Raw genomic sequence first — 22,537 nt, 5'->3', positions numbered from 1 at the left:
CAATGCCCGGTTGCGCCGCACGCTCTGGATGGCCGGCCAGACCGCAGTACTGAAGCGGACCAACAGCTTCCGCGACAAGTTCGAGCGCTACATCTCCAAAGACCGTCACAATGCCCATCTGCATCGCAAGGCCTACACCGCAATCGCAGCAAAGATGGCGCGCACCGTACACGCCGTGGTCAAACACGGCGAACCCTATCGCCCCTTCTTCGAGGGGGTGAGCCCAGGCGGAAGGACCTCTCTCTGATGAGCCGTGGAGGCAGTGTGCTGACCTCGTAGATAATGTTTGGGCCTTCTGCTTGGGAAATGGGATCTCGTATTAAGGACGGTGAGGGCCGCCATCGCGCGTACCCTGTGTTTGCTATGGAAGAGATCATTTCTTGACGGCAGAGCCCGTCTGGGCAAGGATTGTAGGGCATCCGGTTTGCCGGATGCCCCATGACCTGCTGACCTAAACAGCCGGAAGTTCCCGACATAGGACGTTGTCCACGTAAATCGCGTGCGGGATGCCCCGCGTTGGCCAATCCGTGCTGATACCGCGCGCTGTGAGCCAATGCGATTTGTCAATCACCGCATGGGTCAGACACAGTGCGACGGCCAGCAGCGATGGCGGCTCCAGAGACAGATGAAACCCCAAAACCATGCGGGTGTTCACATCGATTGCCACAGTCAGCGTCGGACGACCGAGCGGGCGACGCGTCACCGGGTCGACCACTGTCACATCGACCTTGGTGTGGTCGATCTGTACGATGTCGTGCGGATCATTGGCGACTAGCATTCCAGGCGTGGCCAGATAGCGCCGCTCGGCCTTGTCCCTGCCCTCTCGCCGGGCCATCAGTTTAGCTTGGTCATGTTAATCCAGCCAGCGCCCCAGACGACGGATCGAGGGCGGTGCCAACCCTTGAGTCCGACAATCGGCAGCGACCTCCCGCCAGAACCGCGTCTTGGCAGGTTTGCGGCGCGTGGCATAAAGCTCCTTGAAGTGGCGGGACACGATCACTTCCACCGCCGGGTTCAGCGGCTGCATGCCAGGTTTGGGCCCCCGGGTGTCCGCCAGAAGTGAGCTGGTCCGCCCGTCCTCGCGGAACTGCTTCACCAGGCGAAAGAGCGTGGATCGGCTGACATTCAGCTGGCGCATGGCCCAGTCGACATTGCCATGAGTGAGCTGGGCCGGCAGTTCCCCGATCACGCGGGCGCGGTACTCGGCCTCTTCCCAATCCTTGTCAGCCGGAAAATTATCGGACATAACTTGCTCAATGCGCGGGTGCCGGATAGTCTCACCAATGGTGACTCAAATCGGCGTCCAGTCTCACATACCCTGAATCGATTACAGAAATGAGACACAGGCAAGCTATTGAAAACAAATGGAACGCAGTCTCAGAAATTCCGGCAGACCGACATCAGTGAAATGCCTTCAGAGACCGAGAAATCGAGATCAGCGCCCTCTGATAAGTTGAATGACGCTCGCGTCGAGGGGAAAGATCAGGACGAAAGCGACAGTATCGCCCTGCCCTCCCATGTCGCGGGGTCCGGTACGCTCGATCGACTGGTGGACACGGCCCGAGACTATGCCCGGGCCTCAGTGTCTGAAAATACGCTGAAGGCCTATGCGAAGGATTGGGCGCACTTCGCACGTTGGTGCCGGATGAAGGGCACAGAAGCGGTGCCTCCGTCGCCCGAGATGATCGGCCTCTACCTCGCCGACCTGGCGTCCGGCTCACGCCCCTCCGCGTCGCAGTCGGCGTCCCGCCCTCTATCGGTCTCGACAATCGAACGCCGCCTATCCGGGCTTGCCTGGAACTATGCGCAGCGCGGGTTCGTCTTTAATCGTAAAAACCGCCACATCGCGACAGTGCTCGCCGGGATCAAACGCAAACACGCGCGCCCGCCGGTGCAGAAAGAGGCGATCCTGCCTGAGGATATCTTGGCGATGGTCGCCACCCTGCCCTTCGATCTGCGTGGGCTGCGTGACAGAGCGATCCTGCTTCTGGGATATGCTGGCGGGCTGCGCCGCTCAGAGATCGTCAGCTTGGATGCCGGCAAGGACGATACGCCGGATTCCGGCGGCTGGATCGAGTTCTCCGGCAAAGGCGCCCTCCTTACCCTTAACGCCAAGACCGGCTGGCGCGAGGTCGAGATCGGCCGCGGCACCAAGGAACCGAGCTGCCCCGTATATTGCGCTCGAGCAATGGCTGCGCTTTGCGAAGATCGATTTCGGGCCAGTTTTCGTCGGCACCTCGCGGGATGGCAAACGCGCCACGGAGACACGGCTCAACGACAAGCATGTCGCCCGACTAATCAAACAGACCGTATTGAACGCAGGCATCCGAGCGGAACTACCAGAAGAAGAACGTTTGGCGCTGTTCTCCGGCCACTCGCTGCGCGCCGGTCTGGCGAGTTCAGCCGAAGTCGACGAGCGCTATGTCCAAAAGCATTTTGGACACACGAGCGCGGAAATGACCCGGCGGTAGCAGCGCCGTCGCGACGGTTTTAGGGTGAACCTGACCAAGGCTGCCGGGCTCTGACACCCTGGCCATCTCGACTATGCTCCGCAAAGAGCCGTCCAGAGATGCCACTCCGCCTTCGCTGTATTTCTGGCAACGTGGGACCAAAGGGAGCCACAATCGCTCACTTGTCTAAGCGGCCATGCGCCATGCTTCACGCCTACTCGGATAGACTGTTCTTTCGTCTATGCTGTCCTCCACCCCGACACACAACATCCCGATTGTTCAGGACACCGCCCACACAAAGAATTCCGGACGGCTTCTTTCTTACAACGTGCAAGTCGGTAACCGCGGGTATGTATTCTCCGTCGCCGCACAGATGGCACCGCCGAGCGATCGCTTAACTCGGTACACAGCCACGCCAGTGTCAGAAGATCGCTGCGAAACACCCGCCCACCTAGCTTTCATTCGCGCATCGCGCCATGTTACGATTGACAACACCGCGCGATAGCGCAGCGGCCCTGCCCAACCGATCACCGCGAGAGGCGGGTTCGGCATGTCACTAACGTGATGGTTGAAAGCCGCCTTGGCGTAGGTGTTCGGCTTAACCAAAGCGCGATAAGCTCCGCCCGTGGCGTTGCCGGCGTTGAAGGCCGCTTGGAACGCTCTCTTGGCATCAGCGAAATCATCGTCCTGCCCGCAAAGGCCACTGTTGGCGTCATCACCGGCCGCGCCATCGACATGGATCACTGCGCCGGTCCAGATCCCCGGGTCAACCAGATCGCGTAGTTCAACCGCCGCGCGATAGGCCCTGCAAAACTGTTCGATACCAATATCAAAGTGCACCCGATCCCAATTGACCCCTGCTGGAAAAGCGATAGGTACCCAGCTACGGTATGCCGCGGAGAGGTGCATTCTGACCCCCAACATTAGATCAGCCCCTTGACGCCTGTAGCCGTGGTTCCCGTCGCCAACACCTTTGTGATGCGGATTGGATAGAACACGCCGGGCGAAAGGGCGGGCAGGGTGACCGCGTCCCCGCTTTTTAGCACCACCGGCAGATCGGCAGCAGAAGCACCAGTACCCCGCGGTTCATCCGAAGAAGGTCTGCCGCATCACTTGGCGCCACGCCGAACCCGCCGTAGACAGGGCCGGTTAATCCGTTGTGGTGCTCTTTGAAGGTATCGAGAATGGGCGTCGAGGCCTCCTTTTAGAACTAAGGATTTCTGATTTGGAGGCGCGAATTAACGGCACCTTGAAGGAGGCTACGCTTCGGGTTGGGGAGGGGTTTCGCGTGCGAAACCCCGTTGATTTCGGGTAGGCGGCGAGGGAGGTTTCGCGCGCGAAACCTCCCTCGCCGCATCAGGCTTCTTCAAGCAAATATTTGAGCCGGTCCATGACCAGATCAATCATCTCCTCGTTCACATGCGCGCCACGAATGCGAATCGTATAACCGTCTTCGGTGCGCGCACGCTCCATCGTGACATCATTGGCCAAGTTTACCGGCCTAGACCGTTTCACGCTTTTTCGAGGCCGCCCCCCGCGTTTGGGATCGGTGCCGACACCTTCGACGGCATCGATCAACGGCTCCAAGACCACCCATTCATCCTCCGCGGTAGCCACAGTGTGAGACTCCAGCGCCTTTCGCATCGCCTCGCTTTGCCCCGCGCGTAGGCCGGTGGCAATACGAAGACACTGGCGTTCGCTCAATTCGGGTCCGAAACGGAGCATGTCCCCAAGCTCCTCATGAACCAAAGCAAAGGATCGAATCTTCGACCGCTTCGCCTTGCTGGCCGAGGAGAACAGCATTGCGACGGCCTCATCAACAGTGGCAAAAACCCCATCATGCACCGTGATCGCGGCTGCCCGCCCGCGTTCATATTGGCTGAGCCCAGTCCTGACCTCGTTCTCCTCGATCATCGCCACAATTGCATCGGCAAGCGTATCTGGTTTGCGCACAAAAGCCGGGATCGTCTGATGCCGCTCACCCCCCGAAAGCGCATTCAATTCGCGCATGGCGGCAAGGCGTCTAAAGCCTGAAATCAGAGCATATTTCCCCGCGGCGTCAGGATTGGCCGACTCAAAAACCTCGATCGGCAAGCGAAGCCCATGGTCCGCGATTGACCGCCGGAGTTCGGCCAGGTCCTCTTCGTCCATCTTCAAACGATCACGATTTAGCGCATCGGCAGTGATCTCATGCAGCGGCACTTCAGTCAGAACGAGGCCCTTTTCCCGCGCAAGTCGAAGCGCCTTTGCATCCGCTTTGTCCCGCGCATTCTCTTCGCGCAGATGCTGGGGCAGAGGGTCTTTATGCCGGGCCGCATCTGCCGCGACATCGGCGATCGGTGCCCGGGTGCCAATCCGGGAGGTTTCGCGTGCGAAACCCTCTTCGATCTCTTTAAGCGCCTCTGCAGAGGGGACTTCAAGCTGTCTGCGTTTCGCCATTCTCGGCCTCCTTCCGCTCTTGATCATCGCGCCACCATGCGCCCAGCAATATCTCTTTGAACTCGGCATAGGTCCGATCAAAGGTCTCCCGACCGCGGGTATAGGTCTCACGGTTGAAATCCCGGTAATCAGCCTCGTAAATCCCGTTAACACTTTCTCCGGCCTGCCCGACCATTGCCGTGAACTCCTGCCGGTAAGTGTTTGTCATATCACCGAAATAAGCCTGAATCACGTTGGCCAAATCGGTCTGCTGGCTTGCGTCAAAGCGCGTGATGATTGCGCGCACGACGTCCCACTCAAACTTCATCTCCGGCAAGCCTTCGCGCCGCCGCGCTGCGTTCTCTCCCTCCTCGATCGAGGCGAAGGTGGAATAGAGCATGTCAAAGAAACGACCGGTGGAATCGAACTCCAAGAACGAGGCGCCCAAAGGCACCATGATGATGTCTGCTGCGGCCAAAGCATTGATTGTTAAATAGCCGAGGGCAGGGGGCGTATCGAGCAAGATGATATCATATTCATCCAACGCTCCCCCCGAATCCAGCGCCGAAGAGAGCGCGTCCCAAAGGGCCCAATGCCGCAATGCCATCCGCCAGACGGGGATTTGGAACTCCGCCCAATATAGATTGAGCTGGGCTCCGATGAGGTCGATGTTGGGCCAATGGGTCTTTTGAACGACGTCTTTGAGTGAGATCGTCAGCGCCTCGGTCAGGGTTTCGTCCATAGGAATTTCGGGCTCCGCGGCCGCGGCGCGAACCCGGTTTTCGGCCTGCACCTGCATCGCATAATCGCGTGCGAGGAGAGGGAAGATGGTTTGCCACTCATCCTGAACCTGACCGCCCATGATTGAGGTCATCGAGCCTTGGGAGTCGAGGTCGACGACAAGCACTCTATAGCCGTCCAAAGCTGCAGACATGGCCAAATGCGCCGCCGTTGAGGTCTTACCAACACCCCCTTTAAAATTCGCCACGGCGACCACTTTTGCCGGCAGGCCTTTGGGGCGATAGGGGCGGTATTCTTTGGTGCTGACACCTTCTTCGGCGAAGTGGTTTCGCAGCGTAAGGATTTCTTCGAGGCTGAACCGCTTTGCGTTTCCGGCACCCTCGCCTTGGGGAAGTTCGGGGTGTTTGTTCAGCACCCTACGCAGGTGGGCAGGGGCCACGGGGATGAGGTAGCGGCAAATCTCCCATGTCGAAAATTTTCGAAGCTTTTTCTGGCCGTCTGGGGCATACCCACGTTTAGCGAGATCAGCCCTTCCGCGCCCAGCAAAAGCGGCGGCTTTGGCGAATCGGGCGGTGTCTACCGGATCGCTAAGCTTCGCTGCTGCGGTTTCAGGGTCGAGATTGAAATAGGGGGGCAGGCGGGTGCCCGACTTCTTGTCCATGTTGCGATGCCTCGGTCAGATCATCATTATTCGATGTTATCACACTTATTGTCGCACATCTTTTCGGAAATGTGAATCAGTAAGGCGCGCTGTACATGTTGAGAGCGTCTTGCCGGTTTCGCATGCGAAACCGGTGTCTTCAAACCAGAATCCATACTAAGAGAAGCTCACATAGTTTGTTATTGTTTATTAGATTTAGAATCTTTGGGCCTGGGTAACCGTTTCTTATCAACGCACTACGGCAAGTTAGGTACCACTTTGCGGGTCTATGGGTACCTGCTTACAGGTTCGCCAGTACCTGTAAGCGGTAGAATGGGGTCCGATTCGCGGGAGGAGGGGGACCGATCGTCGGGAAGGCCGTTTTGGAACGTTTTCCGGGCATCCAAGCCCGCGTTTTCTTCGCTCGGCCCCCGCGAGTAAGGCAAATATACCGTAAGGGACCCGTTTCCGGGATGCCTTTTCCCTGTAAACGGGTCCCCATTGATTGATTGAGATTGGGCACCTTTTGCGCAATAATGGGCGAGGTCACCTGAGAGCGCGAAGCGTCGGGGCGGTGGCGGCAGCGTAGAGGCCGAGATGAGCAGCATCCCCTATGACAAATTGACCGGCGCGCTTCGCCGGCAGTCGGTGAAGAAGAACGTGGCGGCGATCCACGTCTCGGGTAAGCTGACGCTACTACAGCGGAAGCTGAGCAATGTTCTTCTCCTCAATGCCTATGACACGCTGGTGACGCGCAACAAACATCAGATTGATGCGCGGACCCTGTGCATGATGGTGGGCTATAACTCCAACGACATGGACACGTTGAAACAGTCCCTCCGCAGTTTGGCCGAGACGACGGCTGAATGGGATATGTTGGACGCCAACGGGCGGCAGGAATGGGGCGTCTCAGCGCTTTTGTCCTATGCGAAGCTGTCGGCGGGGGTTTGTGAATATGCCTATTCGCCAGCTTTGGCGCAAAAACTGCATGATCCGAAGGTTTTCGCGCTCATTAATCTGACTATCCAGCGGCGGTTCACCTCCGGCCATGCGCTGGCGCTCTATGAAAACTGCTATCGGTTTCTGCGCACCGGATCGACGGGGTGGTGGCCGATTGATCTGTTTCGCCGGCTCATGGGGGTGGATGGAAGTGCCTATTACGAAAGTTTTAAGCACTTGAATGCCAAGATCATCAAGCCAGCCGTGGCGGAGGTGAACAAGACCTCGAACATCCTGATCACGCCCGAGTTGCACAAGATGGGGCGGCAGGTCAGTGAGATCCGGTTTCTCATAAAAGAGAACCCGCAGCTTGCCATGCTCGACATTGATGATGGGGAAGGGCTGCGGCAGGGGGCCGTCTATACCGCGCTTATGGATTTGGGCGTCTCAGACCGGTTGGCGCGGCAATGGATTTCCGAACATGGTGAGGACTATGTTTCGGAAAAGATTACCTATTTAAAGGGCAGGGGGGGCGTCGACAGCCCGGTGGGATATCTGAGGGCTGCGCTTCAGAACGACTATAAATCAGAGAAGCCTGCTGCCCCATCGCCCAAGGCCAAAGCCGCGGCGGTGGTGGTGCGCAAAGCGCAAACGACGCAGAGCGATGCTGCGGAAGAAGAGCGCGCGCAAGTGGTTGAAGAAGAACGTAAAGCGCGGGCCGCGATCATGGAGCGGGTGCAGGAGATCGTCGAATCCCGCTCTCCCACACAGCGCGACGCGGACCGAAAATTGTTCTTGGCTTGGCTGAGCGATGAACTTTTGAAATCCGAGTTCTCTCGACTGGGTTGGAAGGCGGCGCTCTGCGCGTCGGAGATGCGGGCCTTCTGGGAAGATCTGATCCCGGATGCTTTCGCGGATGAGGCGCCCTTCGGCGTTTAAGACTTTTTTAACCTGCATCCGTAATATTTTAGCCAAATTTTTTGCACGAAGGTGCCGTTTGGCTGGTTGTAACCCAGTTTCCCGGCAGCGCTTCTTGCAGCAACCGTGTCCGCTTTGGCGCGGGTTGGGAGGCAGCCGTTATGAAACATCAGGTTACCCATAGCCCGGTCGCGGTGGGGGCGCGGTCTTTCCCATCGCGCCGGTCTGGAACCGCCTATGCGCGATGGGGGAAGCGCACCTTCGACATCGCGCTTCCCGTGATCCTGCTGCCCGTTCTCCTGTCTGTGATCCTTGTCCTCGCGGGGGTGGTCGCGCTCGATGGTGGGGCGCCGTTCTTTGGGCACCGGCGGGTGGGAAAAGGGGGGCGCGGGTTTCGCTGCTGGAAGATCCGCACCATGGTGGCCGACGCCCAGGAGCACCTTGTCCAATATCTCGACGAAAACCCCGTCGCTGTTGAGGAATGGACGCTGAAATTATAAGCTCAACCATGATCCCCGGAACACCAAACTGGGCTACTTTCTGCGGCGGAGCAGTTTGGATGAGCCCCCTCAGTTCCTCAATATGCTGCGCGGAGAAATGAGTTTTGTCGGCCCTCGCCCTGTGGAGTCTGGGGAACTGCGGCGCTACGGTATGAGCGCTGTCATCTACCAGAGCCTGCGGCCCGGCGTTACGAGCAAGTGGCAGGTGTCTGGCCGCAGCAACGTGGCTTATGGCAAGCGCGTGGTTTTGGGTGTGCCCTATCCCAAGAAGATGACTCGGCGCGGCGATATCGTCATTCTTTCTAAAACCTTGACGCCGGTCGCTGCGCTGACCGGGCGGTAGTCTAGCGCGATGGTTCGCATGCTAAAGGATAAAAGTTTCGATCTATGGAATTGTCGCGCGCCATTGGAGGTAGGGTTCATCTGGTCTCAGTCCCCCGCGGCTTCCGACGGAGCGGGCTGGCTCGAGTCCGAGGGGCTATTCAGGATCATCTGGCGGGAGAAATGGCTGGTTGCGGCGGGCGTTCTTACGCGCTGCTGATCGGCACTCTTTACGCCTATATCCTCGCCACGCCGCTTTACCGTGCGACGGCGGTGCTTCGGTTGCTGCCTGAGCAGGAGCAGATCATCGACTTCCCGAAGGCTGTAGGGCGGTTTTCTGGCGACAGGGCGGAGTTGAATTCCGAAGTCGAAGTGTTGCGGGGCCAGATGCTGCTGGCGAAGGTGGTCGAACGGCTTGGCCTTACCTAAGGCTCGGAATTCGGCGCGCGGTTTTGACCGTGACCTGCCCCCTGCTGTTCCCTCATTCATAACGAGAGCCTGCAGGTTGGATCTGGGTATTCTGGTTGCCCGTCTGGCGCAAGCGCGCCGGGCGCGGAGCCCTCAAATTGGTCAAGCGTCCGGCGCGCTTGCTGCGGTGTCTGGTTGGCCAGGGACGAGTTTGGCCTGACCGCATTGTAGTCGTATCGCCACAGGGCCAGCTTGCGCCGTGCGTCATCCAGGGTGTCGAATATCTCCTCGTTCAGCAGCTCGTCCCGCAGGCTGCCGTTAAAGCTCTCGATAAAGGCGTTTTGCTGCGGCTTACCCGGATCGATGTAGTGCCACGGCACCTCGTTCTCGTCGGCCCATTTCAGGATGGCCCGACTGGTGAACTCCGTCCCATAGTTGTCACTGACAATGCAGCCGGGCTTACCGTAGATCCGGATCAGAGCGCTGAGCTCCCGGGCGCCGCGTGCGCCGGACAGGCTCGTGTCTGCTACAAGGCACAAACACTCGCGCGCGCAGTCATCGATCACCGCCAAAATCCGGAACTTCCGCGAGGTGCCGAAGCTGTCGGACACGAAGTCCAGGGACCACCGCGCATTGGGTTGTCCCGCGATCGGCATCGGCGTCCTCGTCCCACGTGCGCGCTTACGACCGCGCCGCCTTTTCACGGACAGCCCTTCCTCGCGGTAGATGCGATACAGCTTCTTGTGGTTCATGGTCATGCCCTTGCGCTCCAGCAGCACGCCGATCCGGCGGTAACCGAACCTGCGCCGCTTGCCGGCGATCTCCTGCATCTCCTTGCGTATCTCAGCACAGTCCGGCGGGCGTTCACACCGAACAGTCTTTGGATCGACACCGACAAGCCGACATGCCCGGCGCTGCGAGATCGCATGATCCCGCATCACCCGGAACGCCGCGTCTCGCCGCTTCGCCAATGTCGTCAGCTCTTTCCCAGCAAGTCTTTCAGCACCACGTTGTCGAGCATTGTATCGGCCAGCAGGCGTTTGAGCTTGGCGTTCTCGTCTTCGAGCGCCTTCAACCTTGCAGCCTCGGACACTTCCATCCCGCCATACTTGGCCTTCAGTTTGTAGAACGTGGCGGTGCTCAGGCCATGCCTGCGGCATACCTCAACCGTCGGCATTCCGGCCTCCTGTTCTTTAATCATCCCAATGATTTGCGCCTCGGTAAAACGGCTCTTTCGCATGTGTCTGCTCCTTCAGGGTCGGCGCAGACTCTACATTACGGTGAGGGATTTCGCGGGGGGCAGGTCAACCGGAAGAAGCGCAGCGGGAACGGGATGCGGTGATCTTGAAATTGCTCGAATCAGTCACCTTCCGTAACATTCAGCAGAGCCGGGAGCTTCAGGTCACGGTCGAAAGTGAAGATGCCCGCAAAGCCGCGCTGATCGCTGATACCATCGTGGAGCTCTACGTCTCTCACCAGATCGAAGAAAAGGCAAAGGCGGCAGAACAGGCGGTGGTTTGGTTAACTGAGCGTGTCACAGCCATGCAGACAAGCCTCCAAACCCCAGAAGCGAAGGTTTCCGCGTTCAGTGCTGTAACGGAACTGGTATCGGTGGCGGCCCTTCGCAGGCTGGAGCGGCAGATCAAAGAGTTGCGTGGCAGTATTGCGACGGCGCAGAAAGCGCGTGGAGCCTCGGAAAGACAGAGCGCGGCTCTGGAAGCCGCAGTGACATCTGCGGAGAAGGTCAATGCTTCTGCGGATGCGCAGCTTGCCGGACTTTTCGACGGCTTGAAGGAGGAACTGGCTTGCGCGTGCATTTGAGGCAAGGTTCCAAACCGTGTTTCAACTAAGCCGGGGTGATTTGTTTCGGTTGCAACAACAGCTGGCCGCGCTCTGCGCTTCGAAAGCTGAGTTAAGCGCGCACCTCTCAGCAAGGTCGCGATTTGATCATCCTCCAACAGCTTACCCGAGAAGCTGAGGCGGCGCGTATGCTCAACGAGCATTTCCTGTCGCGCTTGAATGAAACGACGGCTTTGTAGGGAAATCACTGGGCGAACAGCTGCATTCTATCTCATGCGGTGGTGCCTCTTCGCCCATCGACTTCGCGCCGGATGTTGATCCTAGCGATGTCGGCGGTGTCTCGCCTGCTCGCGAGTTTGGCGGTCGTTCTAGGCCGCGAAATGCAGCGCGATGGTTTCCGCACCGCGCGCGAACTGGAGGCCGCAACAGGCCACCCTGTATTGGCTCAGATCCCAAAATGGTATTGAAAGGCGCGAATGTGGCACAGGATATCGCCGATGCACCCTCTTCCGCCGCAGCAGAGGCCCTGCGCGACCTTCGCACGTCGGTCCTACGGTTGAACGCAGACGGCGGATCCCAGGTTATCGTCATCACCGGTTCGGTCGCGGGGGAGACCACCATTGCGATAGCGTTGGCGCAAAGTCTCCATGGGCTTGGGAGCTCCAGCTTCCTGATCGACCGGGACATCCGCGCTTGCGGTCTAACTCGGCATTTGTCGGAACCGCCTGTCAAAGCACTCGGTCTAGTTTTCCGAGAAGAGGCGACTCTTGAAGAGGGCATACGTGACATTGGCGGCTATGGGCTGGATGCGTTGCTCTGTGATGACTGACCCTGCTATGAGCGATCTTTTCGCTTTGGACTGTTTTAAACGGCTGATCGACAAGGCGGGGCAAGCCTATGACACGGTGATCATCGACACGCCGCCGATCCTTCTTGCACCGACATCGCGTATCGTTGCGGAACAGGCCGACGCAACCCTTCTGGTGGTCCGGTCTGACCGCACTTGCTGCGAGAAGGTTGAGGAAGCGATGCGGGCATTCCGAACTTCTGACTAGAGCATCATTGGCACCGTGTTTAATCAGGCGGCGCAGGGTGAATGCTCGAGGGCCGCCTTTGTCGGAAACAAGAGCTACCGCCGGTTTGTTTAAACAGTGCGATTTCCCCCTACAATTATTCTGGTCAGAGGATCGTAGGGGCAAACCAAAACGCGGTCCTACTTTTGATAGTAGCTTGAATAGTCCCCGTAACTATCGGCATAGCCGTAGCGTTTCATTTTGTTGCCATCAATCTGGCTCAACACCAAACCACTCACGCGAACGTTGACGCTCTGCAGCGATTTAAGCCCGTCCAGTACCTGACGGTGGGGGGTGGAATCCCATTGAACGGTGTAAATTACGGCATCGACCAACTGGCCGATCACGCGGGCGTCCGGCACGGCTAGTACAGGCGGCGTGTCGATGATGATATGGTCGTAGTGTTCGCGAAGCCCCTTAATGAAGTCAGCAAATGTGTTCGATGAAAACAAATCGGCAGCGTTGATGGTCGATTGCTCACCGTAGAGTATGTCAGCTTTCAACGTTTCGTCATGTACAATGGCTTTTTCAAGAGGAACTTCGCCGGAAATGACGGATAGGAAGCCGTGCTTTTGGTCGTGTCCGAAGTATTCGTCCAAAACGCGGCGCCGCAAATCACCTTCGATCAGGAGCACTTTTGCACCTAGCCCTGCGAAGTTCTGTGCAAGTGAAATAGATTGCGTAGTCTTACCCTCTCTAGGAACTGAGGATGTCGACATGATGATTTTTGGCGGTGTGTCGAGGTTCGCCAAGAGCAGCGATGTACGGAGGTTTCTAACGGATTCGGCAGCAACTGAATTAGGCTTTTGACTGATATACTCTAAAACGTTCCGCCGATGCTTGGCTGGAATTTTTGGGATCTGCCCGATGACGGAATGGCCGGTCTTCGCCTCAAGATCTTCGGCCGTGCGGAACGTGTTCTGAGCCATTTCCCGGAGCAGTACAGCGGCGGAGCCAGCCATAAGACCCAGGATCAAGGAGAGCGCCAATATTCGGGATTTGCGGGGAGCGGAGGGGTTAGCTGGCACCACGGCCCGGCTGAGGATCCTGCTGTCGGCCTGTTGGATGCCTTGTTGGATGCTGGTTTCTTTAAGGCGGCTTAGAAACGCTTCGTAAAGCAGCCGGCTTGCTTCAACTTCTCGCTGAAGCTGTTCAAGGATGACCAGTTCTTCGGACTGATTATCGATCCGGGTGCTGACCTCGGCTATGGACTCGTCAATAGCGCTCAACTGAGACAAGGAGCGCGTGGCTTCAAGCTCTGCGCGGGTAATCAGGGCGTTCGCGCGAGTTTCGAATGCAGTCTCGGCTCCGACGCTGGCATCTTCGAGGCGCCGATAAACTTGGTTAAGAGCGGCATCATTTGCAACCTCAACAAAAGCAGCAGCACCGGCTTCGCGTGCGTCTTCCAATATCTGCAACCGGCTTTCCGTAGCCTCGGCCTGTGTTGCGAGCGTCGCGCGACGATCCCGCAGGTCTTTCAATTGGCGGTTAAGTGCAGCCAAGGTTTCGGCGTTCACGAGCTCTGTGTTGGTAGAGAAGTCTTTTAGCTCAGCCTGCGCAGTTTCTAGCTCGATCTGAAGACCGCTTACACGTTCGCTGAGCCAGCTCGTGGCCTGTTCTGTTTTTTCGAACTTAACGGAAATTTGGTCTTGGATGTAGAGTTCGGCAAGTCTGTTTGCCATCGCCGCGGATTTATCCGGATCCTCGGTGGTCACAGTAATTTCAAAGACAAAACTCTGACGCAAGTTAGAGGCCGAAATCGAATCGAGGACAGTATTGATCGTAGAATCAAGAATAGCCCGCTCCGTGGCAGGCTGGGATTCTTGCGGTTCGGATATAAGGCCGCGTATAAAGCTGACCGCCTGTCCGATGGAAAAACTCGGATCAGGTTGCAGTCTGGTGTTGAACTCCGGATCTTGAAGAAGATTCATGTCCATTACCAAATCTTCGATAAGACCGCGCGAGCGGAGCACCTCAACCTCGGTATTGATCGTCGATTGATCGCCGCCAAGGCCGGTCACGACGCTTTCGATGTCCATCACCTGTTCTTGTCGGCTTTCTAGAGCGATTGCGGCCTTGGCGGTATAGACCGGTACGGCCATGCCGTAGGCATAGTATCCCCCAAGCAGTAGTGCGAGCAAACCGCAAAGCGCAATCCAGAGTTTGCCCCGCCAGAGGGTGCGAAACAGGCTGGAGAGATCGATCTCATCATCATTCTCGCGATCTTTATGGGTACCGTCGGAAAATACTTGTTGCTGGGTCATGAAATGCCTGTTCCCATGTTAATCGGCTAATCAATCGTTCACTACAACGGTAACTTTAGCAATGCCATGCAGGATCCGCATAAACCTGGGTGAGAGTGACGAAACTACCCTCTACCTCCCAAATAGATCTGACGCAGACTTCGCTACGCGTGGCACCTGTTTAGCCGGGTTGATTTACGCAAATATTTTTGCCGACAAACCGGCGTCGGAGCTTTGTCTCTCGAGGCGGAATGAGGGCGTCGTTGGGTGTAGAAGTTCACCCAGTTCCGAATGTTCTTTTCATCTCCAATCTCGCCTCTCCGATGAGGTAGACTCAATCGTATTTCAAGACTCGCCACTGTCTCTCGATAATGATGCGGGCCAATATGCACTCGTTCGCACCTATCGAAGTGCGCTCAGGACCAGCGGGCCTATAAGCCTAGGCTGTTGATCTGCCCGGGGCTTCCCAGAAGCTTTCGCTCGGGTAAGAGCTTCAGCAAAATCGGAGGGACATTCTATGGGCGAGGAAACAGTTCCGTTGAAGTCACTTGAAACTGAGTAATTACCCACCGGCAAATCGTAAGCGGTTCACCATTGCGTGCTAGTCACTACCTTCGAAAGTAGGTCGCTGGAGCTAAAAAAACCATTTGAAAAAAGTGACATAGACGAGATTACTCCCCAATGTCAGGTCACATCGGAATGCAGATAGGCGGCACAAGAGTTCACTTAAAAGTTACTTTTCAACCTTGGCCACATGACCTCGGGGCAGGGAAGAGCGGACTTCCCTGCCCATCAAATCGATCAGTACGCCGACACGCCCTGCGCTTGGCAGAGCTTCGATCTTTGTCACGAGTTCGGCAAAAGGTCCGGTGAGGACGCGCACGCGATCTCCGACTTCAAGGTCATTTTCACCTTGGTAAGCCTCTTCGGGATCGCAACGGTTCTGTAGGGCGCGGATCAGTCCTTCTGGAAGTGGTCTGGGCCGGCGGAGATCGTTCAGAATGAGGCGTGAAACGCCTCGTGTGCTGTTGATGGCTGTCCAGCCAGTTTGATTTGGATCGAAGTTCACGAAGAGATAGCCGGGGAAGAGCGGGCGCTCGAGGCTGCCTTTGCCCGGCCGACTGCGAGAGCTTTCCATAAGCAAGGGCGAGTAAGTTTCAAATCCCTGTCGCTTAAGATGTACCCGTGCTTGAGACAAGCCATGCGGGCGCAGTTGGGCAACGAACCATCCTGATCTGTTTTTATCGGACATCTATAGCTCTCTGGTCTTTTTCTTGCGCTGACAGGTAAAAGCGCGCGCCAGTGGCGCGCGCAGACCGTTGGAAGGAGGCTAAGAGGTTGGCAGGAAAAGCCCGCCACAAGTTTAGTTAACCGAGGTGGCTACACTGGAGATAATCGACGGAGTGATCTGGGTAATGACCCGGTTCCACCGCGTGACTGGCTGCTCGGCGACGAAAATGATGTCGTTCGGACGTAGCTCCATTCGCGTAGCCAATATCAGATTGGTCGCATTGCGTGCATCGAGGTTCCATGCCGTCACTGCGCCGAACTCCCGAGGGTCGTTCGAGCCGCGCAATACGTAAATTTGGGAGGGGTTGCCGGTCATCGTGTCAATCCCGCCTTCGGAGTAAAGCGCATCCGCAAGGGTAGATTTTCGGCCGAAGGGCAGGGTGAAACGACCGGATTTGGTCACTTCACCTGCGAGATAAGCATAATCCCTGTCTACCGCGTCGTTCGCAAGTTGGGCTTCGAAGTTGGCTCTGCCTTCTTGGAGTGAAGCACGGCGCAGATCGACGACAGCAGTGAGCTCGGCCAAAGCTTGAGCACGCGCCTGCTGGCGGAACTGCTGGAGGGTGATTTGCTCGGCAAAATATGCCTGCGCCCGGTCGAGTTGATACTCCGTATCGACAAACACACTGTCCCCAGCGACAAGGCGGGTTTTTTGTAGGTCTGGGCGACGCAGGTACTGTTCAAGCGGGATCTGATAGAGATCACCGTCGCGGTACAGTCGGATCGATGCGTATTCGAGATCAGGAGTTTGGATGCCACCCGCACCCGCGACGGCTTGGTCCAAAGTAAGTTGGGTCAGAGTAATTGGGATCACCGTGGGATTTCCAACGGCACCGCCGACAGAGACACGTTTGGAGTTAAACTCTGCGATCTCAAGGCTGAACGAGGGGTCGATCTGCGCCTCCAGCAAGCGCTGAAAGAGTGCCGCTTCGGCTTCTTCCAATGTCAGGTCAGAGACTTTGACGCGACCGACATCGGGAATGGCGATCGCGCCGTCATCCTGAACGGTGTAACCTTGGCGCCGATTTTGCGCTGCAAGCAGGCCACTGAGTTCTTCGACCGTACTGCTTCCACTGCGTGTCGCCAGCAATAGGACATCCCCCACGCCAATATGATAGGTCGTGTTCGGCGGGGTGTTGGGGACGCGAAGCGCGAGGGTGCCGGGCTTCGTCTGAATTTGGGAAACAGGCGAAGGGGTCGGCCCCGCGCCGCGCAGACCACCCGCGCCGCCGGCAGTCTGGAAAAACACAGCTGGAAGCTGTTTGGGTTCATAGGTAGACCTATTCGCCGCGAGAACGGTTTCCGAGTTCAGAGGTACAATCCGGACCTTGCTGCCAGCATCCGTGACTTTCGGAGAGACATAGGCCACCCCGCAACCGCTGAGGAGTATCAGAGTAGAGGCGGCGATAAGACGTTTAAACATTAAGGAACCTCGGAATAAAAACGAACGGCAGCGTACGACCGCGAGACGGAATTAGGAACTGAAGTTCGCTAATCGGCATGAGTTTTCGTGCTCGGCATCAAACATCCTCCAGCCGAATGTAGCCGAGATCCGGGCCAACCCACTGCCGGGACGCGACGATCTTACCCCCCGACATTTTATAGCTGTTCTTGAAGCTGTGATCTTTGCCATAGCAGGTTTCTGTGATCTGGGCATTTCCGCTATAGTCGCAAATGTAGCTCTTGATCACAATCTGATCTTCGCCATCGAGGTAGCGATGAACGCGGACGGCTTGGCCGCCATCGCGCAAACCTGCGAGTACTTCGGCGACATCGCCGCTCATCAAGTCAAAGCCAAGGCCGCGGGTGCCGACAAGCACCCCTTCTTTTAGGCTCAGTGAGATGTTGTCGGGGGTGAAATAGGTTTCGACGCCTTCATTCAGCCCTTTTCGCACGAGGATTGAGGCCCGCTCATTTTGCTCAAGTTGGGCGATCATCAGAGAGGTGTGTCGAAACCGTTGGCGCACCTCTGGGGTCACCTGTCGCCGAATGTCTGCCATGCTAGAGGGTTTCGAGGCGGGTTTGGTAAAACCAAAAAGCGTCTGAGTGATTGGCCCCAGCAAGCTTTGCTGGGATTGACCCGGCCCGCAGGCGGACAGGAGCCCTAGAAGCGACAAGACGGCGATAGATATGTTTTTCATCTCCAGAACCTGCCCCAGCTGTCTTTCAATTCGGGTGTATGATAGCTCCGCACGCTTTCATAAAGACGATTTCTGACCTTCAGCCGAGCGCCCCCGTCACGTGTCAGCGGTTGGATCACGGCCTTATAAGTCTTGTCAGAAGGCTGTCCCAAGACATGTGACAGTGGCACGGTGAAGCGAAGACCTTTGTCGAAGGACCCCTCGCCGAAATCGTCGAAAGAAACATCAGTAAACGTGGCATAGGCGCCAACGCTCCACCCATTGGCGAACACCCGGTCAAGGGTGAAGGTCGCGCCGTAGTCGCCGGCCAGATAGCGCCCCGCATCAATTTGACCGAGGTAGCCGTTACCAAAGTCGTAGTAGGCGGAAAGGTGGCCTGTCGCGATTTCGTAGTCACGGAAGCCAAACCTTTGGTCGAAATCACGTTGTACCGCGTAATTCACCTCGGCCCCCAAGGCCAAGCGGCTGGCGACGGGCTTCCAGAGTAATTCGCTTGAGACGCCTCCGAACTGCGATTCCAGGTAGCCCGCTGTTACTCGTCCATAGAGGTCTTTGCCGGGTCGGAAGTAATGCGCGAGCGTTAGATGCTCTAGCGCCGTGTCACCCTCGCGCGCATAAATGGAAGTCTCAGAGCGAACCTTTGGCAACACCGAATTGGCCCCGCGATCTGCGTCACCGATGTTGCCCGCGAGACGTTGCTCAATGCTGCCCGAAACAATCCACCCCGGCGCAATATCATAGCGGCCTTGAAGCCGGATGCCTGTATCTATGCGAATGGGCTCATCAGGGTCAAAGTAGCCTGCATTAAAGTATGGGCCTACTGACCACGTCAGCTTTGGGTAATGGCCTTCGAGGTAGGTTGTATTCCTGAGGCTGCCCGCGGCATCGTCAATGTCAGCGCGTGCGTAGCTCTGCCACGCACCATCCGCCTTATGCTCCAAATCCTCGATGTCCGACCGGTGCAATGTCGTCGCAGAAAGCGGAATGCCGTTCTCCATCGGGACGATCGTAAAGGTCTTTACCGATGCCGGCACGACCTGTGTGAGGATGCGCGCAGTCCGTCCGATGGCTTCGGAGCGGACGAGATAACGCTCGTTGCGGATATGGACGGTCACCGCATTCGGGCTAATTTTCATTGCCTCAAGCGTCATACCGTCGTTTGTTAGCAGGGTGTCAGTTTGTTGGCGCAGACGGGATTCGATGCCAGCGTTCTCAGTCCAACCGAGGTCGGATGCCGCTCCCGGCGCGCGCCGTTTAACCGGCAAAGGTGCGGGGCCCTTACCGCCGTTCACAACGGGATGCTTCGGATTGTTTCGTAGATTTACGGAGAAGCCAAATGTCGACCCGTAGAGGTAATGTGCCTGAAGGTGAACATTTTCGTGAACGCGGTAGTCGAGGCCGAAATTGAATGGCGACTTATGTTCGAACGAGCCGTATCGGGATTCGCGCCCGTAAGCGTCCGAGGAATACTCGGCCTTCAAAGTAAGCTTGTCACTGGCCTGCCAGGCCACGCCGCCAAAGAGCGCAGCATCCCCGCGGAACCAACCCGATGTCTCAATTTCACCGCCACGACCGGTATCACGGTCGGGTCTGGTATCAAATCGACCGTCTATGACACCGAGCGGGTTGGAGAAACCATTGTAGCTGCCAAGCCGGCCCCAGCCGATACCACCTGTAAAGGTTAGGCGGGGAGAAATGCTTTTAGTCGCGACAATATATTCGCCAGAGTAAATGCCAGTGCCAATAAAATCCTGCAAGCCAACCGCGACCGCCGGTCTGCTGCTGGTTTCGTCTAGCAAGCGATAGCGCAAATCGAACGAGCGGTCAAAAGTAGCGCCGCCATCGGGTAGGTAGTCATCAATCTTGCTATATCGGAAACTACCGGAAAGGCGCGGAGTAATCTGAAAACTCAGCGTCGTGCGGGCTGTGTTGGCGAACTGACTATATGTCGCCGTCAGCTCAGCGTCTTCAGCGCTCTGTGCTGTCGGCATGTCAACCAAACCGACCGTGCCATAAGTTGTATATGAATAACCTTGCGTTTGCGCTGCGGCGGGCAGCAAGAGCAAGCCAACGCCGACCATCGCGCGCTGAGTTCGGCGACGTGAGGTGGGCTTTGCGCAAGGCTTGTGAGTCATATCTCTCTCCGTTCCTTAGAAGAAGGGATACTTGTTCAGCCGCGACAGGGCAATCTCTGTGGGCGACGCTCTGGCATTCAGACGCCTTCGGAAGTTTGATGTGGCCTATCGGTCGCAGTCGCGTTAACCGAAGGGTTCGCAAGATGACTGGAACGAGACAGCACTTAGGGGGCGGAATGCGCGCGTGGATTACGTCGTGGTTAATGGGCTGGGGAAGGCGCGGTGGGGCAGAAGCGGAGGGCGTCCCTGACAACTTCTCTCCCGAGACGCCCTTCTTTGCTGTTGGTGATATCCACGGCTGTGCGGGGCTCCTCGAAGAGTTGCTGGAAAAGCTAGGGGCGGTCGCCACCGGTGAAGAGGTATGCGTTTTCCTCGGTGACTATATTGATCGCGGTCCAGACGGGCAGGGCGTGCTGACGCGGCTTTTCGCCCTTTCCCGGCAATACCCGGACAAAGTCGTGTGCCTGATGGGTAATCATGAGCGCATGATGCTCGACTTCATTGATGATCCCGCAGGCGCAGGTTTGGAATGGTTGAAATTTGGAGGTGTGGAGACCCTGCAAAGCTTTGGGGTCTCTGTCGATAAGCGTGGGTTGGACAGCGCCGGATCGATTGAACTGGCAAATGCATTGGAAGCCGCGCTGCCAATTGGGATGCAGGAATGGCTGCGTGGTCTGCCGCTGCGATGGTCGAGCGGCAATATGCATTGCGTTCATGCGGCGATGTCCCCAAAGCGTCACCCCGGGGCGCAGCGCGAAGAAGCGCTTTTATGGGGGCACCCAAACTTCTTCAGAGAGCCGCGCGACGACGGGGAGGTGGTTGTTCACGGTCATACGATCGTGGAGAAGCCGGGTATCTATACAAGCCGGGTCTCTCTCGATACTGGCGCCTATAGAACTGGACACTTGACCGCTGCCCATATCTCTGCCGGCGCCTGCATTTTTCTTCAGACTGAAAGCTGACTGCAATAAATTTGGCGTCTAAATTGGATTCTGCCTTTTCCAAGCTTTCGATTGAAGATAGGTGTTCATCTGTGAACGCTGCGCCGTTCATTCTCGGAGGTAGCCCTAGCGACCTCTGGTGCGGTAGCTATGTCTGTAGAAAGCTATGGCGAAACCAGTTAGTGAAGATATCCGGTTCCGCGTGATGCGGGAGCTTGAAGCTGATCCGAAGCTCTCGCAGCGAGATTTAGCCAAATCTCTGGGCATTAGCCTTGGGGTGGTGAACTATTGCCTGAAGGGTTTGATCGAGAAGGGCCAAGTGAAGGTTGGAAACTTCCGCGCGTCTGGGAATAAACTGCGTTATACTTATGTTCTGACGCCGCCCGGCGTCTTGGCTAAGGCGAAACTGACGAAGGCGTTTTTGAAGCGCCGCATGGCTGAACACGAGGCCTTGATCGCGGAGATCGAGGCGCTGCAGCAGGAGATTAACCCCGAGGTGATCGGGCAGGGGGCTCCGGAAGACCTCCGATAGTTTGCGTTATTGGGGGTTTGACGGAGGGGACGCGACTCGGATCAGACCCCCCCTACACCACTTAAGTCATTGTAATCATTGGTGTTATATTGAGTTCGGCAGTCATCTAGCCCGAGCGGGTCTGGCAGCGAAATACGCTGCCGCTCGCCCCCAACTCAAAAATGGCTCGCCTTACGCCGCCGTATGATGCGAACCTACACCCATCAGGCTGTGCAATCAGCTTGATGTTGAGCGAGGCCAATACTTTGAGCACGGTGCCGAACTCGGGATTCCCGTTGGCACGCTTCATGTAGCCCATGGGCTACACATTTTCAAGAACCTTGTCATGCGTCGGCCTCTTGGGGCCCGAAATTGATGTCCCTGCAGACCGAAACCTATCGGAAGCAGCGTTACACCCCCCGCAGCTGATCCGCCCCGACGGCTACTCGGGTCTGTCCTCCCATGATGTCCATGAGGACCCAGACGCGCCGGTTGGGCGCGATCTTTTCCACCTCTGCCACAAAATTGGCAAACGGTCCCTTGGTTAGGGTCACCTGATCGCCAGGCTTTAGAAGCTTCGGCGGCAGCAACTTGCCCCGCGCGTCGCAGCGCAGCATGAGCTGCGAGACCAGATCCAACGGCACCGCCGTCGGCTCCTTACCGAAGCTCACCAGCCGGGTGATGCCATAGGTTGAGTTGACCGTCCGCCAGAGCCCGCGGGCCACATCGAAAGCCAAGAAGATGTAGCCTGGAAACAGCGGCCGCGTGGCGGTGACGAATTTGCCGTTCCGCTGCTTTGTTTCCTCTTCCATCGGCAGAAAAGTCTGGAAGCCCTGGCGCTTGAGGTTCTTGTCCGCGATATTGGCGCAGTTCGGCTTCAACTGTGCCAGAAACCAGCTTTTGCCGCGATCGTGGAATGTCATGTCGAAACCTCATTAAAACCTTACCGCCCACATATCGCTCGAACTTGAACGGATGCAAGTATGGTTTTCGGGGCGTGCTGTGACATTTTGATAAACTTCTCTCGGCATTCACTGCGCAGAGCATTGATATAATGGGATAATCCAG

Annotated in this window: 22 protein-coding genes and 2 pseudogenes; 11 read left to right on the top strand and 13 right to left on the bottom strand. The window is 57.1% G+C overall.

What is annotated here, in order from left to right; translation table 11 throughout:
• A pseudogene (locus ACGYK9_RS17260) lies at window positions 1-247 on the top strand (IS110 family transposase); the annotation flags it as partial.
• A gap of 204 nt (window positions 248-451) precedes the next feature.
• On the opposite strand, the gene ACGYK9_RS17255 reads toward ACGYK9_RS17260, so the two are convergent.
• Together ACGYK9_RS17255 and ACGYK9_RS17250 are read right to left on the bottom strand one after the other, a co-directional pair.
• Window positions 452-835 (bottom strand): hypothetical protein, encoded by a 384-nt coding sequence (locus ACGYK9_RS17255; RefSeq protein WP_394413743.1) that lies wholly within the window; start codon window positions 833-835, stop codon window positions 452-454.
• 18 nt (window positions 836-853) lie between these two features.
• A complete protein-coding gene (locus tag ACGYK9_RS17250) occupies window positions 854-1,246 on the bottom strand; it encodes a helix-turn-helix domain-containing protein (RefSeq protein ID WP_394413746.1) in 393 nt (130 codons plus the stop codon).
• A 162-nt stretch (window positions 1,247-1,408) separates the two neighbouring features.
• On the opposite strand from ACGYK9_RS17250, the pseudogene ACGYK9_RS17245 reads away from it, so the two are divergent.
• Window positions 1,409-2,471: pseudogene (locus ACGYK9_RS17245) on the top strand (tyrosine-type recombinase/integrase).
• Window positions 2,472-2,771: 300 nt separating this feature from the next.
• Here the strand turns inward: ACGYK9_RS17245 and ACGYK9_RS17240 are convergent.
• The 3 genes from ACGYK9_RS17240 to ACGYK9_RS17230 form a co-directional block, all read right to left on the bottom strand.
• Window positions 2,772-3,374: a hypothetical protein gene (locus ACGYK9_RS17240; protein WP_394413749.1), complete on the bottom strand. Its 603-nt coding sequence runs from the start codon at window positions 3,372-3,374 to the stop codon at window positions 2,772-2,774.
• A 432-nt stretch (window positions 3,375-3,806) separates the two neighbouring features.
• Window positions 3,807-4,889, bottom strand: coding sequence for a ParB/RepB/Spo0J family partition protein (locus ACGYK9_RS17235; protein ID WP_394413752.1), 1,083 nt, complete (start codon window positions 4,887-4,889; stop codon window positions 3,807-3,809).
• Window positions 4,867-6,270, bottom strand: coding sequence for an AAA family ATPase (locus ACGYK9_RS17230; RefSeq protein WP_394413756.1), 1,404 nt, complete (start codon window positions 6,268-6,270; stop codon window positions 4,867-4,869). The genes ACGYK9_RS17235 and ACGYK9_RS17230 overlap by 23 nt, the downstream gene beginning before the upstream one ends.
• A 576-nt stretch (window positions 6,271-6,846) precedes the next feature.
• On the opposite strand from ACGYK9_RS17230, the gene ACGYK9_RS17225 reads away from it, so the two are divergent.
• The 4 genes from ACGYK9_RS17225 (at window position 6,847) to ACGYK9_RS17210 (ending at window position 9,356) form a co-directional block, all read left to right on the top strand.
• Window positions 6,847-8,127: a replication initiation protein gene (locus ACGYK9_RS17225; RefSeq protein ID WP_394413759.1), complete on the top strand. Its 1,281-nt coding sequence runs from the start codon at window positions 6,847-6,849 to the stop codon at window positions 8,125-8,127.
• A gap of 140 nt (window positions 8,128-8,267) precedes the next feature.
• Window positions 8,268-8,606, top strand: a complete 339-nt coding sequence (locus ACGYK9_RS17220; RefSeq protein ID WP_394422627.1) for a sugar transferase — start codon at window positions 8,268-8,270, stop codon at window positions 8,604-8,606.
• 55 nt (window positions 8,607-8,661) lie between these two features.
• The gene (locus ACGYK9_RS17215; RefSeq protein WP_394413765.1) at window positions 8,662-8,949 is read left to right on the top strand and encodes a sugar transferase; all 288 of its coding nucleotides are present in this window, start codon (window positions 8,662-8,664) and stop codon (window positions 8,947-8,949) included.
• 161 nt (window positions 8,950-9,110) lie between these two features.
• On the top strand, window positions 9,111-9,356 hold the full coding sequence (locus ACGYK9_RS17210; RefSeq protein WP_394413768.1) for a hypothetical protein: 246 nt from the start codon (window positions 9,111-9,113) through the stop codon (window positions 9,354-9,356).
• Between the two features lie 56 nt (window positions 9,357-9,412).
• Here ACGYK9_RS17210 and ACGYK9_RS17205 read toward each other — a convergent pair.
• Window positions 9,413-10,575 (bottom strand): IS3 family transposase gene (locus tag ACGYK9_RS17205; protein ID WP_394413771.1). Its coding sequence is split into 2 segments (ribosomal slippage): window positions 9,413-10,326 and window positions 10,326-10,575, totalling 1,164 coding nucleotides; the frame shifts between segments, so codons are not numbered across the junction.
• A gap of 104 nt (window positions 10,576-10,679) precedes the next feature.
• Between ACGYK9_RS17205 and ACGYK9_RS17200 the strand changes: the two genes are divergently transcribed.
• The 3 genes from ACGYK9_RS17200 (at window position 10,680) to ACGYK9_RS17190 (ending at window position 12,190) form a co-directional block, all read left to right on the top strand.
• Window positions 10,680-11,156, top strand: a complete 477-nt coding sequence (locus ACGYK9_RS17200) for a hypothetical protein (RefSeq protein ID WP_394413774.1) — start codon at window positions 10,680-10,682, stop codon at window positions 11,154-11,156.
• Between the two features lie 457 nt (window positions 11,157-11,613).
• The gene (locus tag ACGYK9_RS17195) at window positions 11,614-11,964 is read left to right on the top strand and encodes a hypothetical protein (RefSeq protein ID WP_394422625.1); all 351 of its coding nucleotides are present in this window, start codon (window positions 11,614-11,616) and stop codon (window positions 11,962-11,964) included.
• A 7-nt stretch (window positions 11,965-11,971) separates the two neighbouring features.
• Window positions 11,972-12,190, top strand: coding sequence for a hypothetical protein (locus ACGYK9_RS17190; RefSeq protein WP_394413780.1), 219 nt, complete (start codon window positions 11,972-11,974; stop codon window positions 12,188-12,190).
• 158 nt (window positions 12,191-12,348) lie between these two features.
• On the opposite strand, the gene ACGYK9_RS17185 is transcribed toward ACGYK9_RS17190, so the two are convergent.
• The 5 genes from ACGYK9_RS17185 to ACGYK9_RS17165 form a co-directional block, all read right to left on the bottom strand.
• Complete coding sequence (locus tag ACGYK9_RS17185; protein ID WP_394413783.1) at window positions 12,349-14,472, bottom strand: polysaccharide biosynthesis tyrosine autokinase; 2,124 nt, start codon at window positions 14,470-14,472, stop codon at window positions 12,349-12,351.
• 712 nt (window positions 14,473-15,184) lie between these two features.
• Window positions 15,185-15,703: a transcription termination/antitermination protein NusG gene (locus ACGYK9_RS17180; protein WP_394413786.1), complete on the bottom strand. Its 519-nt coding sequence runs from the start codon at window positions 15,701-15,703 to the stop codon at window positions 15,185-15,187.
• Window positions 15,704-15,814: 111 nt separating this feature from the next.
• Window positions 15,815-17,164 carry a polysaccharide biosynthesis/export family protein gene (locus tag ACGYK9_RS17175; protein ID WP_394413789.1) on the bottom strand — a complete coding sequence of 450 codons (1,350 nt, stop codon included), beginning with the start codon at window positions 17,162-17,164 and terminating at the stop codon, window positions 15,815-15,817.
• Window positions 17,165-17,261: 97 nt separating this feature from the next.
• A complete protein-coding gene (locus tag ACGYK9_RS17170) occupies window positions 17,262-17,882 on the bottom strand; it encodes a YjbF family lipoprotein (protein ID WP_394413792.1) in 621 nt (206 codons plus the stop codon).
• Window positions 17,879-20,017 (bottom strand): YjbH domain-containing protein, encoded by a 2,139-nt coding sequence (locus ACGYK9_RS17165; protein WP_394413795.1) that lies wholly within the window; start codon window positions 20,015-20,017, stop codon window positions 17,879-17,881. The genes ACGYK9_RS17170 and ACGYK9_RS17165 overlap by 4 nt, the downstream gene beginning before the upstream one ends.
• A 176-nt stretch (window positions 20,018-20,193) precedes the next feature.
• Between ACGYK9_RS17165 and ACGYK9_RS17160 the strand changes: the two genes are divergently transcribed.
• Entirely contained in the window at window positions 20,194-20,979 is a 786-nt protein-coding gene (locus ACGYK9_RS17160) for a metallophosphoesterase (RefSeq protein ID WP_394413798.1), read from the top strand.
• Between the two features lie 145 nt (window positions 20,980-21,124).
• Entirely contained in the window at window positions 21,125-21,490 is a 366-nt protein-coding gene (locus ACGYK9_RS17155) for a MarR family EPS-associated transcriptional regulator (RefSeq protein ID WP_394413801.1), read from the top strand.
• Window positions 21,491-21,596: 106 nt separating this feature from the next.
• Here the strand turns inward: ACGYK9_RS17155 and ACGYK9_RS17150 are convergent, their stop codons facing one another.
• Entirely contained in the window at window positions 21,597-21,788 is a 192-nt protein-coding gene (locus ACGYK9_RS17150) for a hypothetical protein (RefSeq protein WP_394413804.1), read from the bottom strand.
• Window positions 21,789-21,879: 91 nt separating this feature from the next.
• The gene (locus ACGYK9_RS17145) at window positions 21,880-22,392 is read right to left on the bottom strand and encodes a transcription termination/antitermination protein NusG (RefSeq protein WP_394413807.1); all 513 of its coding nucleotides are present in this window, start codon (window positions 22,390-22,392) and stop codon (window positions 21,880-21,882) included.
• Between the last annotated feature and the right edge of the window lie 145 nt (window positions 22,393-22,537).

It is taken from the genome of Sulfitobacter sp. 1A15258, assembly GCF_043557045.1.
Classification (GTDB): domain Bacteria; phylum Pseudomonadota; class Alphaproteobacteria; order Rhodobacterales; family Rhodobacteraceae; genus Sulfitobacter; species Sulfitobacter faviae.
This window is presented reverse-complemented; position numbering and strand designations above follow the sequence as displayed.

What these genes read in the sequence shown, in the direction of transcription:
- ACGYK9_RS17255 (WP_394413743.1), bottom strand. Translation starts at nt 835, where the DNA reads ATGGCCCGGCGAGAGGGCAGGGACAAGGCCGAGCGGCGCTATCTGGCC.
- ACGYK9_RS17250 (WP_394413746.1), bottom strand. Translation starts at nt 1,246, where the DNA reads ATGTCCGATAATTTTCCGGCTGACAAGGATTGGGAAGAGGCCGAGTAC.
- ACGYK9_RS17240 (WP_394413749.1), bottom strand. Translation starts at nt 3,374, where the DNA reads ATGTTGGGGGTCAGAATGCACCTCTCCGCGGCATACCGTAGCTGGGTA.
- ACGYK9_RS17235 (WP_394413752.1), bottom strand. Translation starts at nt 4,889, where the DNA reads ATGGCGAAACGCAGACAGCTTGAAGTCCCCTCTGCAGAGGCGCTTAAA.
- ACGYK9_RS17230 (WP_394413756.1), bottom strand. Translation starts at nt 6,270, where the DNA reads ATGGACAAGAAGTCGGGCACCCGCCTGCCCCCCTATTTCAATCTCGAC.
- ACGYK9_RS17225 (WP_394413759.1), top strand. Translation starts at nt 6,847, where the DNA reads ATGAGCAGCATCCCCTATGACAAATTGACCGGCGCGCTTCGCCGGCAG.
- ACGYK9_RS17220 (WP_394422627.1), top strand. Translation starts at nt 8,268, where the DNA reads ATGAAACATCAGGTTACCCATAGCCCGGTCGCGGTGGGGGCGCGGTCT.
- ACGYK9_RS17210 (WP_394413768.1), top strand. Translation starts at nt 9,111, where the DNA reads ATGGCTGGTTGCGGCGGGCGTTCTTACGCGCTGCTGATCGGCACTCTT.
- ACGYK9_RS17190 (WP_394413780.1), top strand. Translation starts at nt 11,972, where the DNA reads ATGAGCGATCTTTTCGCTTTGGACTGTTTTAAACGGCTGATCGACAAG.
- ACGYK9_RS17185 (WP_394413783.1), bottom strand. Translation starts at nt 14,472, where the DNA reads ATGACCCAGCAACAAGTATTTTCCGACGGTACCCATAAAGATCGCGAG.
- ACGYK9_RS17180 (WP_394413786.1), bottom strand. Translation starts at nt 15,703, where the DNA reads ATGTCCGATAAAAACAGATCAGGATGGTTCGTTGCCCAACTGCGCCCG.
- ACGYK9_RS17175 (WP_394413789.1), bottom strand. Translation starts at nt 17,164, where the DNA reads ATGTTTAAACGTCTTATCGCCGCCTCTACTCTGATACTCCTCAGCGGT.
- ACGYK9_RS17170 (WP_394413792.1), bottom strand. Translation starts at nt 17,882, where the DNA reads ATGAAAAACATATCTATCGCCGTCTTGTCGCTTCTAGGGCTCCTGTCC.
- ACGYK9_RS17165 (WP_394413795.1), bottom strand. Translation starts at nt 20,017, where the DNA reads ATGACTCACAAGCCTTGCGCAAAGCCCACCTCACGTCGCCGAACTCAG.
- ACGYK9_RS17160 (WP_394413798.1), top strand. Translation starts at nt 20,194, where the DNA reads ATGCGCGCGTGGATTACGTCGTGGTTAATGGGCTGGGGAAGGCGCGGT.
- ACGYK9_RS17155 (WP_394413801.1), top strand. Translation starts at nt 21,125, where the DNA reads ATGGCGAAACCAGTTAGTGAAGATATCCGGTTCCGCGTGATGCGGGAG.
- ACGYK9_RS17150 (WP_394413804.1), bottom strand. Translation starts at nt 21,788, where the DNA reads ATGGGCTACATGAAGCGTGCCAACGGGAATCCCGAGTTCGGCACCGTG.
- ACGYK9_RS17145 (WP_394413807.1), bottom strand. Translation starts at nt 22,392, where the DNA reads ATGACATTCCACGATCGCGGCAAAAGCTGGTTTCTGGCACAGTTGAAG.